This window comes from Arsenophonus endosymbiont of Apis mellifera (genome assembly GCF_903968575.1).
In the GTDB taxonomy this organism is placed as follows: domain Bacteria; phylum Pseudomonadota; class Gammaproteobacteria; order Enterobacterales; family Enterobacteriaceae; genus Arsenophonus; species Arsenophonus apicola.
In genome coordinates this window covers 42,194-54,970 of record NZ_CAJCFU010000078.1, presented here as the reverse complement: position 1 = coordinate 54,970, position 12,777 = coordinate 42,194, and the positions used below count along the sequence as shown (strand labels likewise).

The window sequence follows — 12,777 nt, the reverse complement described above, 5'->3', positions numbered from 1 at the left end:
ATCATTTACATCCCAATGCTAAATGGGATGTAAATGACTTTATAGAAATAGCGTTAACAAAGAGTTAAGAAATAACTTACCCTGCTCGGTGATCTGCCAGTGCGATTTTGTTTGTGTGATATAACCTTGTTTCAAAGCGTTATCAAGTTGTTGACGAATAACACTTTCCGCTAAACCGGTGTAATCAACAAAATCCTGTCTTGCTACCGCCTCAAGCAAGCGAAAGCGATTCATAAAGAATTCAAAAGGCCTATCTGATTGGTTTACCTCTTGTTGTTGATAGAGATAGTGACCCGTCATATAGCCACGGGGATGTTTTGTTTTCATTGTTCGCAAAATACGACCATCAGCAAAAGAGATTTTTCCGTGTGCGCCGCAGCCAATACCTAGATAATCGCCAAAACGCCAATAATTTAAATTGTGCTGACACTGATATCCTGGCTTGGCATAACCCGATATTTCATATTGTTGATATCCGGCTTTATTAAGTAACTGATGCCCTTGAGAAAAAATCTTCCATAGTGCATCATCATTAGGGAGTATCGGTGGGCAAGAGCCAAAATGGGTATTAGGCTCAATCGTTAATTGATACCAAGAAATATGGGGCGGAGATAAGTCAATTGCTTGGCGTAGATCAGAAAGTGCTTGTTCCAGTGTCTGATCAGGTAAGCCATGCATCAGATCAAGATTAAAACTACGTAAATTTAATGCTGCTGCCAGAGAAGCGGCTTGGATGGCTTCTTCGGGGCCATGTATTCTGCCTAGTTTAGTGAGTTTATCGGCAGCAAAACTTTGTACGCCAATCGAAATCCGATTAATGCCAGCTTGTTGATATTGGCTAAAACGATCCGCCTCAACGGTGCCAGGATTAGCCTCCATGGTGATTTCGGCATCGGAAGCCAAGGATAATCTTTGCCGTATACCATCAAGCAAAGATTGCATCGCCTTAGCGTCGAGCAGACTTGGCGTACCTCCACCAATAAAGATACTATTAACTTGGCGACCATTTATTAATGCCAGGTCAGCCTGGAGATCGGTTAGAAGATGTGTGACATATTCTTGTTGGGGTAGCTCACCTTTTAGTGTATGTGAATTAAAATCACAATAAGGGCATTTTTGTACACACCAAGGGATATGAACATACAGACTCATTGGAGGTAATTTAAGCATTAGTTAAAGATCCTAATAACATCCTTAATGCTTGCCCACGATGAGAGAGTGCATTTTTTTGCGCTTTGGTTAATTGAGCTGCGGTAAGTTTTAGTTTGGTGTCATAAAAAATAGGATCATAACCAAAACCGTTGCTACCTTTAGGTTCATGGGTTAACACACCTTGCCATATACCGTGACATATAATCGGTGTGGGATCGGCAACATGGCGGAGATAAACCAGGACACAATTGAATTGAGCTTGGCGTTGGTTATCCGGGATATCTTTCATGAGGGATAATAGTTTATATAAATTATCTTCGTCAGAAGCATTTTCACCCGCAAAGCGTGCTGAATAGATACCGGGCGCACCTTTTAGCGCCTTAACCGAAAGGCCTGAATCATCGGCAATGGCCGCTAAACCAGAGACTTTTGCTGCGTGACGTGCTTTTAATATCGCATTTTCAATAAAAGTTAATCCTGTTTCCGCGATCGGACTGATAGCTAACTCAGTTTGAGCAATAATATTTAAGTTACACTCTTTTAATAGGTCAGAAAATTCACTTACCTTGCCGGCATTACCCGTTGCTAATACCACTTTTTGCATGAAGTTTGTTTACCTTTACATCAAATAGCCAACTGAAAAAGTATGCTGGTAATAGTCGGATCAATAAATAACAGAATATCCAACCGCAGATAATTTAAAGCAATCAAGATCAGCATCACTATCATGGCTGAGAAATCCAATCCACCCATGGCAGGAATAATCCGACGAATAGGTGACATCAAAGGTTCGGTTAATTGCATAAGCATATAATCAATAGGATTACGGCCCTGGCTTATCCAACTAAGAATAGCTCGAATTAAGATCAGCCAAAAAACTAACTTGCCGGCATAGGTTAATAATTGGATAAAGCTAAGAGGTAGTAACGTTATGCTGATTAAAGCGAGCGTATTTGTTGCCCACATGACAAAAAGAATATTGGCCACGGTAAGAATATAGGCGACTAATAAAGTTGCTGTATCAATCGCACCAATGGCTGGAATAAAACGACGCAATGGTCCTACGATCGGTTGAGTGACTTTGACCACAAATTGGGAAAAGGGATTGTAGAAATCCGCTCTAACCCATTGCATCCAAACGCGTAGCAATAAAATAATAATGTATAGTTGAATAATGGTTGGTACGATAAAAGTTAAAAATTGCATTTAATTATCCTAAAAGATCAATATTGTTTTTCCATTTCTTCAGCGCGGCAGATTGCAGCACGCATGGCATTGGTAACAATCTGAGGTAAATTAGCTTGATAAAACTGCTCTAAGGCTTTAGCTGTTGTCCCGCCCTTAGAGGTTACTTGTTCTCTTAATGTCGCAAAAGAGAGATCTGATTTACTTGCTGCTAGGGCAATAGAACCTTGGGCGGTATATAAAACCAGCTCTTTTGCTGTTTTACTATCAAAACCAAGTCGTTCAGCCTCCTGTTGCATTGATTCCATAAATAGGAAAAAGTAAGCGGGTGCACTACCAGTTACGGCAATAATATCATTAATAGCGGCTTGGTTATTCAGCCAGAAAACTTTACCAACACTTGCCATTAGTTCTGTAGCAAAGGTTTTATCATCCTCTGATACACAATCCATGGCATACAAACCACTAACACCTTGACCAACCAGAGACGGTGTGTTGGGCATAACACGCACCAAATTTATATTAGGCGCGAGATACTGTTGATAACGTTTCGCCGGAATTCCCGCGGCAATTGTCAAAACCAATTTATTGGCAAAATTAACCTGTTCTTTTAGAGGTTGACAAACGGTTTCCATTATCTGGGGCTTAACAGCAAGAATAATAACATCTGCCTGTTTGCTTGCTTCGCTGTTATCGCTTTTTCCATTTATACCATATTTTTTTACCAGTAGTTCGCGATTTGTTGCTGTGGGGGAACATGCTGTAATGTAATTTTCCGGATAACCAGCAGATATTAATCCTGCGATAATCGCATGAGCCATATTCCCAGCGCCTATAAAGGTAATTTTTCGCTGTTGCATTATATTGCTCCTTTTATTGATCGCATTGATTTTCAAATTAATTCATTATCGGGAACCAAAAATAGCTGTGCCAATTCTGACTAATGTTGAACCACAAGCAATAGCAATATCAAGATCAGCGGTCATACCCATGGAAAGAGTATCAATATCTGGATATTGTTTTTTTAATTGATTAAATAAATTTTCCATACTGCGAAAAATTGACGTTTGTTGGCTCAGTTCATTATTTGGGGCTGGGATTGCCATTAAACCACGTAATTTTAAGTTTGGTAGTAATACAATTTCAGCCGCTAATTTATCTAATTCTGCTGGTGCAATACCTGATTTACTTATTTCATCACTGATATTAATTTGGATCAGTACGTTTAATGGCGCTTTATTTGCCGGACGCTGATTATTTAATCGTTGTGCTATTTTTAATCTATCAATAGTATGACACCAATCGAAATGCTCAGCTACCAATCGGCTTTTATTGGATTGTAGCGCGCCGATAAAGTGCCATATTAAATCCTGTTTGTGACTAAAATAGGTGATTTTTTCTATCCCTTCTTGCAAATAATTTTCGCCAAACTGGTATTGACCCGCATCGATAGCGTCTTGAATTGCCTCACATGATTTAGTTTTACTGACGGCAAGCAGAGTAATATCTTCTGGCGAGCGATGATATTTATTAGCTGCTTGAATGATGCGATTTTTGACATTAACCAGATTTTGTTGGATTGTATTCATAAAAATTTAGATGCTAAATAAAATAGGATAACAGCATAACTTCATTATCGTGGCTATGAGTAACAGTTTATTATAATTATGCTGACTAAGCATGTTGTTCAAACCAACTTTCTAAAATGATGACAGCAGAAATGGAATCAATCTTGCTTTTATTTAAAGCCCGATAACCACCCTGATTAAAGAGTTGTGCTCGCGCTTCTATCGTTGTTAGGCGTTCATCATGTAATGTAACTTGAATACCAAAGCGCCCATGCAAACGGTTAGCAAATTTACGGGCTTGATTGCTCATTGGCTGCTCTGTTCCGTCCATATTGAGAGGAAGTCCAACAATAGCTAGTTCAGGTTGCCATTCTTGTAATATTTTTTCAATTTCTAACCAGTTGGGCTTACCGTCTTTGGCTTTTATTGCTGTTAAAGGACGGGCAGTTGCTGTAATTTCCTGCCCGATGGCGATGCCAATACTCAGTGTACCGAAATCAAAAGCGATAATTGTTCTATTTGCCATTATGCATGACCTGCTTGATTTGAAATATTAAAAATATCAATCCCAATCAGAGCAGCGGCTTCACGCCAGCGTTCAGCAATAGGTGTGTGAAAAATGATATTGCTATCAGCTTTAGCGGTTAGCCAATTATTTTCCATCATCTCTTTTTCCAGTTGCCCTTGTTCCCAGCTTGAATATCCTAAGGCGATAAGTGTTTTTTCTGGTTGTTTGGTGGTGCCTAAAGTTTCGAGAATATCTTTTGAAGTGGTGATCATAATTTCATCAGAAAGCTTTAAGGTAGAATGAAAACCGTTTTGTGGCGAATGTAGAATAAAACCATGCGCTTCTGCAATCGGGCCACCAGAAAAAACCGGTTGACTTAATTCAGTTATATGATCGTATTCTGTTGTTTTGATGTTTAAATTTTTTAATATGCTGTTGATTGAAATTTGTTCGATTGGTCTATTGATCACCAAACCCATAGCACCTTTTTCATTATGCTCACAGATATAAACCACCGACTTTTGAAAAAACGGATCTAATAACGTTGGCATGGCGATGAGAAAGTGGTTTTGTAAATTCATATCATTAAACTTATTTTCCTGAATTATCAATAAAATATACCTGAATTAAGCGGTAAAAAATAATTAATCAAACACACTAGGTTGTGTAAATTCTATCGTAGGTAGACTTTACGATATTCGTATTTTATAACAGTAGAAAACATTTATAGTATCCTATTTTATTATTCAGTTAACCATAATGTTAGCTATTTGTTAATTTGCTGTTTTGCAGTTAGTCGTTTTTCTATTGCATCAAATAACATACCCGTAATTGATATATCCGAAAATGCGGCTTCAATTTCACGTATACAGGTAGGACTGGTAACATTAATTTCGGTTAAGCGATCACCAATAATATCTAAGCCAACGAAAATTAACCCTTTTTCTTTTAATATAGGCGCGACTGTTCTAGCAATTTTCCAATCACTTCCTGTCAATGGCCTCGCTTCCCCAGATCCTCCAGCAGCTAGATTTCCTCGCGTTTCACCTTGAGCTGGAATACGGGCTAAGCAATAAGGAACCGGTTCACCATCGACAACCAACACACGTTTATCACCTTCTTTGATAGCAGGTAAGTAATCTTGCGCCATACAGAAACGCTGACCATGTTGGGTTAATGTTTCGATAATGACGCTGACATTAGGATCATCTTTTGTTAGCCGGAAAATAGACGCGCCACCCATTCCATCCAGGGGTTTAAAGATGACATCACCATGTTTTTGATGAAATTCACGTAGTTTTTTATTATTTCGGGTTACTAATGTATCAGGCGTTAACTTAGCAAACCAGGCAGTAAATAGTTTTTCGTTACAATCCCGTAGGCTTTGAGGTTTATTGACAATTAAACTACCTGCTTGTTCTGCTCTTTCAAGGATATAAGTGGCGTAAATATATTCAGTATCAAATGGAGGATCCTTTCGCATTAAAATCACATCAAGATTTTTCAGCGCAATATCTTGCTCAGCACCAAATTCATACCATTGCATAGTATCTTGTTTAATATTGATCAGTTGCTTAGTATGCCCGTATGCTTCGCCTTGTAATAAATAGAGATCGCCCATTTCTAGATAGTGAATTTCATAGCCACGGCGTTGTGCTTCTAATAGCATAGCGAAACTACTATCTTTTTTAATTTTTATGGTTGAAATGGGATCCATCACAATACCTAATTTGATCATTTTGTCTCCTTAACCAAGATCGCCGAAACGAACTTGTAATGCTGTGATTGCAGTTAACGCAGTGGTTTCTGTTCTTAATATCCGAGGTCCAAGTAGGATATTAGTAAATTGGTAATTAGTTGTCATTATGATTTCTTCTGGTGAAAGTCCGCCTTCTGGGCCAATGAGTAAGCGGACTTTATTTACAGATGCAGGCAGTGTATTAATACTTGATTGGGCTTTAGGATGGAGATTAATTTTTAATGCATCATCTTTTTCCATGCACCAAGCTTCAAGAGGCATGACTGAACGAATTAAGGGGATCTTGTTACGTCCACATTGTTCGCAAGCAGAAATAGCAATATTCTGCCATTGTTGTTGCTTTTTACTCAGTCGCCCGGGATCCAGTTTAACATTACAGCGTGCAGAAAGTAGTGGAGTAATGGTATTGACGCCAAGCTCTACTGATTTTTGAATAGTGAATTCCATTTTTTCCCCGCGAGAAATAACTTGTCCAAGATGGAGATCTAAAGGGGATTCTCTGTTTGCAATTGTCGCCAGCCCGAGCTGCACTATAACTGATTTTTTATTAGCCTCGAGTATTTGCGCCACGAAAATAGAATTACTACCGTCAAATAACTCAATATTTTGTCCTACACTCATACGTAGAACTCGACTAACGTGGTTAGTGGCATTATCACTTAATCGTATTATTGCGCCTGATTCTAATGCTTCAGGATGATAGATCCGAGGAACACGCATAACCATGCTTCCTTATAAACTGAATGCTAGCAAAATATTGTGCCTATAATAGAGATGGGAAAATAAACTAGCAAGTTGTCTCGCTAGCTATTGATTTTCCCTTTTTATTTTGCGTAATAATTCGCAAAAAATCGCTTACAAGCAGATTATTGTTAATATCTATTGTAGAACTGTTGTTAAGCATTGTTTTTTATTTATGCATGTTGGAAATGGATGCTGAGAGAATAATGAGGATTTTTCAAAAAGGAATTTGAAGATGGCAACGTGGCTCACCACTTTTTCGTATTGGCAACTGATACAAGCGTTTATTATAACAATTATTTTATTCCCTTTAAGCCAATTATTAATTAGTTATTTACCATTTCATCTATTTAATTATAGATTTAATGGCTCACCCAGTAGATGTCTCCTTTTTATTACTCTTTTTATTCCTTTCACTATCATATTCTTGTTACTTACCGACCTTAGCCATATGATGATTTTACTTTTTTTCGTCTGGTTTAGCGTATTACTGGCTTTTATTGATCATCAGACAGGCTATTTACCAGATTTATTAGTCTATCCCTTACTTGTATTAGCATTACTTTTTCATGCTATGCAATCTAGTGAGCAACTGTTACTAGCTATTTATGGTGCCTTGATTGGTTATTTAATATTTTGGTTTATTTATGGTTTTTTTAAATTGGCTATTAAACGTCGAGGATTAGCACAAGGAGATATTAAACTTGTTGCGGCTTATGGTGCTTGGTTAGGCATATATATTTTACCTTATCTAATGTTATTATCTGCTTGTCTAGGCTTACTTAATTATGTTTTTTTATGGGTCAAAATACGATATAAACCAGATAAAATTGCTTTTGGTCCCGCATTAGCCAGTGCAGGTATTAGTCTCATGTTGATTAAATATTTTAAAGAGGATTGGCTCATAAAAAATATTCTTTAACAAGTTAGTATGTTGATATTTGGGGCTATAGGGTAACTCTGTTACACTTAGACTGGTATTATTAATGAAAAAAGACTTTATTAATTTTATGTACTTTTAACTCACTAGATAAAATATGAGGAAAGTTCAAATGAAAAAAGCAAGTTTGCTATTATCTTTTCTTATCTGTTGTTCATTTTCAATTATGGCAACTGTGCCAAATGGTGTTACGGTATTTGCCTCTCAAAAAGAAGCCGGTAGTATTTCTACAGCGAAGAAATCCTATTATACAAAAAGATTCGAGGTAATGGTTGCTAATTTGTCGGAAAAAGAGCTTGATCTGTCTAAATATTGTTTCAAGGCTTTTTTAGGTTCAAGAGAATTCAAAGTTGATACCATTGATGAGAACTTACATAATAAAGTGCTAAAAAATAACGAAAATGCAAAAGGTATGATTGTATTTGCTTCTATTAATCGTGATATTACTAAAGCAGCAATGGTTAAATTAACTGATAATTGTAAATAAATAATCTCAAAACGCAGCTTAACTTTATAATAAGCAGCTGCGTTAAATTATTAGAGATGTCTTTTTAATAAGTTTAAATTTATTCTTACACTAACTAAATAACTGTTTACCCCTTTCAATCCATGGAAAGGCATAAATAAATTTTATGATAAAGAAGCTGCTGATAAATTTTGTAGATATTTTTGCCATAGTTGGGGTTGAGAAAAATATCTATCTAAATTTATTACCATCAGATTTTCATTATGTTGAGCAATTAGGGTCGGAAAACCGGAACGAGCAACTTTATGTAATAAGGTACGACTAGATTGGATATGTTTGTTAGTTGGTTCATCTTTATTGATGGCAAAAGTTTGTTGAAACAGCGGTTTGTCTAGTCCAATCTGTTGTGCTAATTGCAACAAAGTGTTCTCATCACTGACCTGAAGCCCATCAATATAATGCGCTGTTTGGATGGCCTTTAACATTGTTAAACCTTTATTTGCTAATTCATCAGCGGTAATAATTGCTGTTATCGGTGGTAACGAATCTAGTATTACATTATTTTGTTGTAACATTTGGTGATAATTATCACCAAATGTTTGTCCAGTTATACTGGCAATCTGCTTATCAGTATCTAACAAAAATTGACGCCATTGATCGTCAATCTTTACTCGGTTATAACCTGTCAGCATACCACCACCATGTAGTTGTAGTTTAATATTTGGCTGACTAGCTGCAATTTCTATCAATGGAGACGCACCATAACACCAACCACAGAAAGGATCAAAAATATAATGTAAGGTTATTGATGACATTTTTTCCTCGCGAAATTATTGTGGCCATTTCATTTCACCCTTCAATACTTTGGCGCTCAATTCGAGACTAGCAGGCTCTTTTAAATTTGGGTAAGCTTGCTGCATAATGTCAATGACTTCAGTTGAATTTTTACTTTTTGCTAAAACTTTTTCTAGTTTTTTTATATAGTTTTCTGTAAAAGTAACGCTGGTAATATCTTTTGCCGAAGGTTCAAGGTAATGCCCCGGAATAACGACTTTTGGCTTAAGTTGTTTAATACTTTCTAACGCTTGTAGCCAGTGTTGGCGAGATGCTTTGCTCTGAGTGTCAGCTGTCCAGACATGAATATTGTCAGAGACAAGAACACCGCCAACAATAGCTTTAAGTTTAGGGATCCAAACAAAAGTACGATCAGGTGCAGCACTTTTTAGTCCCTGAATTTTAATTTTTTCACCATTAACCGTTAATGTATTACCTTGCAACACCTCAGGAATAATGATTTTGTTAGGTGCTTGTTGTTTCAATATAGGCCCCCAATAGGCCTGTTTACCCTCTTTTGTCGCCTTTATCGCTTTAACCGTCTCGGCTGTTGCTAATACTTTTGCATTAGGAAAAGCTTTAGTAATAACCTCTAGTCCAAAATAATAATCGGGATCAGAATGACTAATATAAATTGTTGTTAGTTTTTTATTTAGTTTTTTTATACCATTAACTAATTCTTCCGCATCATTTTTTTGAAATTGGGCATCAATAAGAATTATTTCATGCTCGCCACTAATAATTTCAGAAGAGACGGGGAAAATACTTTTTTCACCGGGGTTATAGACTGACATTTTTAAATTTGTCGCTTGAACTAATGTGCTGAAAGTAAAAAGCACAGCCATAGTGATGATGGAGCCAACTTTCATAATGTTTTCCTTAATACTGAATGAATGTTTAATCACTCATAGCAAATGGTAAAAACCGAAAGAAAAATAACACGCTTGACAGTAAGTTATTGTATATATGCGTATTCAAACAGGGTAACAATACAATTTCACCAGCAAAGAGTATTTTAGTCGCTGCTTGGCAAATTTCGCCCATATACAAAATAGTATTACTGTGGATCGACAATTAATCAATAAAACAGTTAACTGACGAGATGATCCTATACAATTAGCATGGCATATTATTAATTAATCAAAAAATAATCTAATTATTTTTAATTATCAATATTTTATTTATAAAAATAACTCAATAATATTAAGAATTAGTATTCAATTTTTTAAACTTAAATTGGTTGATGGATCAGTTTAAAAATAATCAATCATGAAAGGCTTTAAGTAACTGTGTTTCAAATTCTTTAATAGTCATTTTTAGGCATTGAATAAATCTTTCAGTAAGTTCAGAAGAAGGGCGATGTATTGGCTTAATTAAATTGACAGTGAAAGGAATTGGTTTAATAAAAGGTCTGATACAAAGGCTATCAGGATCATGTTGTAGAAAATCAATAACGGTAAATGGATTGACGATTGAAATACCTAATCCTTCCCTGACCATAGCACAAACAGAGGCAGCATTATGTACTTCCATAATCATTCGCCGGCTAATATGTTGTTCAGCAAAAAATGTATCAATTGCTTGGCGATAACTATCGGTAATTGAGAGACTAATAAAAGCAACATTATTAAAGTCTTTAGCCGTTAAATATTTTTTTTTACTTAGTGGGTGCATACGAGGTAAAACAACGACTTCATTTAGGCTAATTAAAATATCGCCATAGGTACCGGTGGGTATCTGTTGATTTTCTGTCAAACCGATATCGTAATGTTGCGCTGAAAGCCATTCCTCTAATATAGGTGACTCTTGAGAGGTAATGGTGAAGTTAACTTCAGGGTAATTGAGCAGCAACCGTTTACAGACTTTAGGTAATAGCGACTGACTAAATACCGGTAAACAGGCAATTGAAAGTTTACTATCTCAAAATTGTCTGATATTTTCCGCCATATTATAGATCCTTTCTAATCCATAATAAGAACGTTCGACTTCTGCGAATAACCTTAACCCCTGAGCAGTTGGCAATAGCCGCCCTTTGACCCTATCAAATAATTTAAATCGTAACAGATTTTCTAGACGACTGATTTCACGGCTGACTGTGGGCTGAGATGTTCTAAGTAATTGGGCTGCATCGGTTAAGTTTTTGGTGGTCATGACCGCGCGAAAAATTTCTATATGACGCCAGGAAAAAGTTTTCATTTATATAACTCGCTGCAGTTATCTATATCCAATATGAATAAACTATAGCTAAATAGATATTTTTAATCCTCATTTTTTCTATTAATAATAATAAAAAATGAAAAAATAAATTAAGGTTATTAATGACAACGTTTGCAACCACAACGAGTCGATATTTGACAGCAGAACAATTAATTAAACTTCCTGCTCAATTCGAAACCCCTATCTGGATCTATGATAGTGAAGTTATTATACAGGCGATTATGCAGTTAACCGCATTTGATGTGATCCGTTTTGCGCAAAATGCATGCTCCAATATTCATATTTTGCGTTTGATGCGTGAACAGGGGGTGAAAGTTGATGCTGTATCATTAGGCGAAATTGAAAGAGCGTTAGTCGCAGGTTTTCGTCCAGGAAGTGAACAAGCCGAAATTGTGTTCACCGCGGATGTGATTGAAAAGCAAACTCTTGAGCGTGTAATAGAGTTAGATATTCCGGTTAATGTCGGATCGATTGATATGCTGGTTCAATTAGGAAAAGCCAAACGGCATCATCCTATTTGGTTACGTATCAATCCTGGGTTTGGCCATGGACATAACCAAAAAACCAACACGGGTGGAGAAAATAGTAAGCACGGTATCTGGTTTAGTGATCTGCCATTAGCTATTGAAAAAATTAATCAATATCAGTTAACGCTGGTCGGGATACATATGCATATTGGTTCTGGGGTTGATTATTGTCACCTGGCTAAAGTCTGTGACGCCATGGTAGAGCAGGTCATCTTGAGTGGTTGTGATATACAAGCTATTTCTGCTGGTGGCGGATTGTCGATCCCATACAATTTAGCTGAAGAGCGGATTGATATTAACCATTATTTTGCCTTATGGAATAGTGCTCGTGAACGTATTTCAGCGCATTTGGGGCATCATATTACACTAGAAATTGAGCCTGGTCGTTATTTGGTAGCAGAATCAGGTGTGCTTTTAGCTGAAGTTAGGGCAATAAAAAGAATGGGCAAAAATCATTATGTACTAGTTGATAGTGGTTTTAATGATCTTATGCGTCCTGCTATGTATGGTTGTTATCATCATATCTCTGTCTTAGCAGCGGATAATCGAGATCTTACTAATGAAAATTTACGTGAAACCTTAGTTGCTGGTCCTTTATGTGAATCTGGTGATGTTTTTACACAGGCAAATAACGGCGCTGTTGTCCCTCGTTTATTACCTGAAATTCATGTGGGCGATTATTTAGTTTTTCATGATACTGGTGCTTATGGTGCTTCTATGTCTTCTAATTATAATAGTCGCCCGCTAATTGCTGAAGTAATGTATTTAGATGGTGAGCCAAAATTAATTCGTCGGCGTCAAACATTGGCAGAGTTGTTGGCATTAGAAACATGTTTGATAACTAGTAATAAGGGAGCTTAACAGCTCCCTGTAAGCACCA

General features: G+C 36.7%; 14 protein-coding genes and 1 pseudogene. 3 read left to right on the top strand and 12 right to left on the bottom strand.

Going from position 1 to position 12,777, the window contains the following annotated elements:
* Window positions 1–39 precede the first annotated feature (39 nt).
* The 9 genes from hemW to rsmE all read right to left on the bottom strand — a co-directional run bounded on the left by hemW (window position 40) and on the right by rsmE (window position 6,892).
* On the bottom strand, window positions 40–1,170 hold the full coding sequence (gene hemW / locus H1X92_RS12880) for a radical SAM family heme chaperone HemW (RefSeq protein ID WP_180560520.1): 1,131 nt from the start codon (window positions 1,168–1,170) through the stop codon (window positions 40–42).
* Complete coding sequence (rdgB, locus tag H1X92_RS12875; protein WP_180560519.1) at window positions 1,163–1,756, bottom strand: RdgB/HAM1 family non-canonical purine NTP pyrophosphatase; 594 nt, start codon at window positions 1,754–1,756, stop codon at window positions 1,163–1,165. Before rdgB ends, hemW begins: the two co-directional genes overlap by 8 nt.
* Before the next feature lie 20 nt (window positions 1,757–1,776).
* Window positions 1,777–2,358: a YggT family protein gene (locus H1X92_RS12870; RefSeq protein ID WP_180560518.1), complete on the bottom strand. Its 582-nt coding sequence runs from the start codon at window positions 2,356–2,358 to the stop codon at window positions 1,777–1,779.
* A 17-nt stretch (window positions 2,359–2,375) separates the two neighbouring features.
* Window positions 2,376–3,197: a pyrroline-5-carboxylate reductase gene (gene proC / locus H1X92_RS12865; RefSeq protein ID WP_180560517.1), complete on the bottom strand. Its 822-nt coding sequence runs from the start codon at window positions 3,195–3,197 to the stop codon at window positions 2,376–2,378.
* Window positions 3,198–3,242: 45 nt separating this feature from the next.
* On the bottom strand, window positions 3,243–3,926 hold the full coding sequence (locus H1X92_RS12860) for a YggS family pyridoxal phosphate-dependent enzyme (RefSeq protein ID WP_180560516.1): 684 nt from the start codon (window positions 3,924–3,926) through the stop codon (window positions 3,243–3,245).
* Window positions 3,927–4,011: 85 nt separating this feature from the next.
* A complete protein-coding gene (gene ruvX / locus H1X92_RS12855) occupies window positions 4,012–4,431 on the bottom strand; it encodes a Holliday junction resolvase RuvX (protein WP_180560515.1) in 420 nt (139 codons plus the stop codon).
* Entirely contained in the window at window positions 4,431–4,994 is a 564-nt protein-coding gene (locus tag H1X92_RS12850) for a YqgE/AlgH family protein (protein ID WP_180560514.1), read from the bottom strand. Before H1X92_RS12850 ends, ruvX begins: the two co-directional genes overlap by 1 nt.
* A 185-nt stretch (window positions 4,995–5,179) precedes the next feature.
* Window positions 5,180–6,151, bottom strand: coding sequence for a glutathione synthase (gshB, locus tag H1X92_RS12845; protein ID WP_180560513.1), 972 nt, complete (start codon window positions 6,149–6,151; stop codon window positions 5,180–5,182).
* 9 nt (window positions 6,152–6,160) lie between these two features.
* The gene (gene rsmE, locus H1X92_RS12840; protein ID WP_180560512.1) at window positions 6,161–6,892 is read right to left on the bottom strand and encodes a 16S rRNA (uracil(1498)-N(3))-methyltransferase; all 732 of its coding nucleotides are present in this window, start codon (window positions 6,890–6,892) and stop codon (window positions 6,161–6,163) included.
* A gap of 256 nt (window positions 6,893–7,148) precedes the next feature.
* Between rsmE and H1X92_RS12835 the strand changes: the two genes are divergently transcribed.
* Window positions 7,149–7,835 carry a prepilin peptidase gene (locus H1X92_RS12835; RefSeq protein ID WP_180560511.1) on the top strand — a complete coding sequence of 229 codons (687 nt, stop codon included), beginning with the start codon at window positions 7,149–7,151 and terminating at the stop codon, window positions 7,833–7,835.
* Between the two features lie 130 nt (window positions 7,836–7,965).
* Window positions 7,966–8,340, top strand: coding sequence for a DUF4354 family protein (locus tag H1X92_RS12830; protein WP_180560510.1), 375 nt, complete (start codon window positions 7,966–7,968; stop codon window positions 8,338–8,340).
* Window positions 8,341–8,483: 143 nt separating this feature from the next.
* Here H1X92_RS12830 and H1X92_RS12825 read toward each other — a convergent pair whose 3' ends face one another.
* From H1X92_RS12825 to H1X92_RS12815, 3 genes and pseudogenes are all read right to left on the bottom strand, one after another.
* Window positions 8,484–9,134 carry a DsbA family protein gene (locus H1X92_RS12825; RefSeq protein WP_180560509.1) on the bottom strand — a complete coding sequence of 217 codons (651 nt, stop codon included), beginning with the start codon at window positions 9,132–9,134 and terminating at the stop codon, window positions 8,484–8,486.
* Between the two features lie 15 nt (window positions 9,135–9,149).
* Window positions 9,150–10,022 carry an MBL fold metallo-hydrolase gene (locus H1X92_RS12820; RefSeq protein WP_180560508.1) on the bottom strand — a complete coding sequence of 291 codons (873 nt, stop codon included), beginning with the start codon at window positions 10,020–10,022 and terminating at the stop codon, window positions 9,150–9,152.
* A 394-nt stretch (window positions 10,023–10,416) separates the two neighbouring features.
* A pseudogene (locus H1X92_RS12815) lies at window positions 10,417–11,349 on the bottom strand (LysR family transcriptional regulator).
* A 122-nt stretch (window positions 11,350–11,471) separates the two neighbouring features.
* Here H1X92_RS12815 and lysA point away from each other — a divergent pair.
* Window positions 11,472–12,758 carry a diaminopimelate decarboxylase gene (gene lysA / locus H1X92_RS12810; protein WP_180560507.1) on the top strand — a complete coding sequence of 429 codons (1,287 nt, stop codon included), beginning with the start codon at window positions 11,472–11,474 and terminating at the stop codon, window positions 12,756–12,758.
* Window positions 12,759–12,777 lie beyond the last annotated feature (19 nt).

What these genes read in the sequence shown, in the direction of transcription:
- H1X92_RS12820 (WP_180560508.1), bottom strand. Translation starts at nt 10,022, where the DNA reads ATGAAAGTTGGCTCCATCATCACTATGGCTGTGCTTTTTACTTTCAGC.
- rdgB (WP_180560519.1), bottom strand. Translation starts at nt 1,756, where the DNA reads ATGCAAAAAGTGGTATTAGCAACGGGTAATGCCGGCAAGGTAAGTGAA.
- ruvX (WP_180560515.1), bottom strand. Translation starts at nt 4,431, where the DNA reads ATGGCAAATAGAACAATTATCGCTTTTGATTTCGGTACACTGAGTATT.
- H1X92_RS12870 (WP_180560518.1), bottom strand. Translation starts at nt 2,358, where the DNA reads ATGCAATTTTTAACTTTTATCGTACCAACCATTATTCAACTATACATT.
- H1X92_RS12850 (WP_180560514.1), bottom strand. Translation starts at nt 4,994, where the DNA reads ATGAATTTACAAAACCACTTTCTCATCGCCATGCCAACGTTATTAGAT.
- H1X92_RS12825 (WP_180560509.1), bottom strand. Translation starts at nt 9,134, where the DNA reads ATGTCATCAATAACCTTACATTATATTTTTGATCCTTTCTGTGGTTGG.
- gshB (WP_180560513.1), bottom strand. Translation starts at nt 6,151, where the DNA reads ATGATCAAATTAGGTATTGTGATGGATCCCATTTCAACCATAAAAATT.
- hemW (WP_180560520.1), bottom strand. Translation starts at nt 1,170, where the DNA reads ATGCTTAAATTACCTCCAATGAGTCTGTATGTTCATATCCCTTGGTGT.
- lysA (WP_180560507.1), top strand. Translation starts at nt 11,472, where the DNA reads ATGACAACGTTTGCAACCACAACGAGTCGATATTTGACAGCAGAACAA.
- rsmE (WP_180560512.1), bottom strand. Translation starts at nt 6,892, where the DNA reads ATGCGTGTTCCTCGGATCTATCATCCTGAAGCATTAGAATCAGGCGCA.
- H1X92_RS12860 (WP_180560516.1), bottom strand. Translation starts at nt 3,926, where the DNA reads ATGAATACAATCCAACAAAATCTGGTTAATGTCAAAAATCGCATCATT.
- H1X92_RS12830 (WP_180560510.1), top strand. Translation starts at nt 7,966, where the DNA reads ATGAAAAAAGCAAGTTTGCTATTATCTTTTCTTATCTGTTGTTCATTT.
- H1X92_RS12835 (WP_180560511.1), top strand. Translation starts at nt 7,149, where the DNA reads ATGGCAACGTGGCTCACCACTTTTTCGTATTGGCAACTGATACAAGCG.
- proC (WP_180560517.1), bottom strand. Translation starts at nt 3,197, where the DNA reads ATGCAACAGCGAAAAATTACCTTTATAGGCGCTGGGAATATGGCTCAT.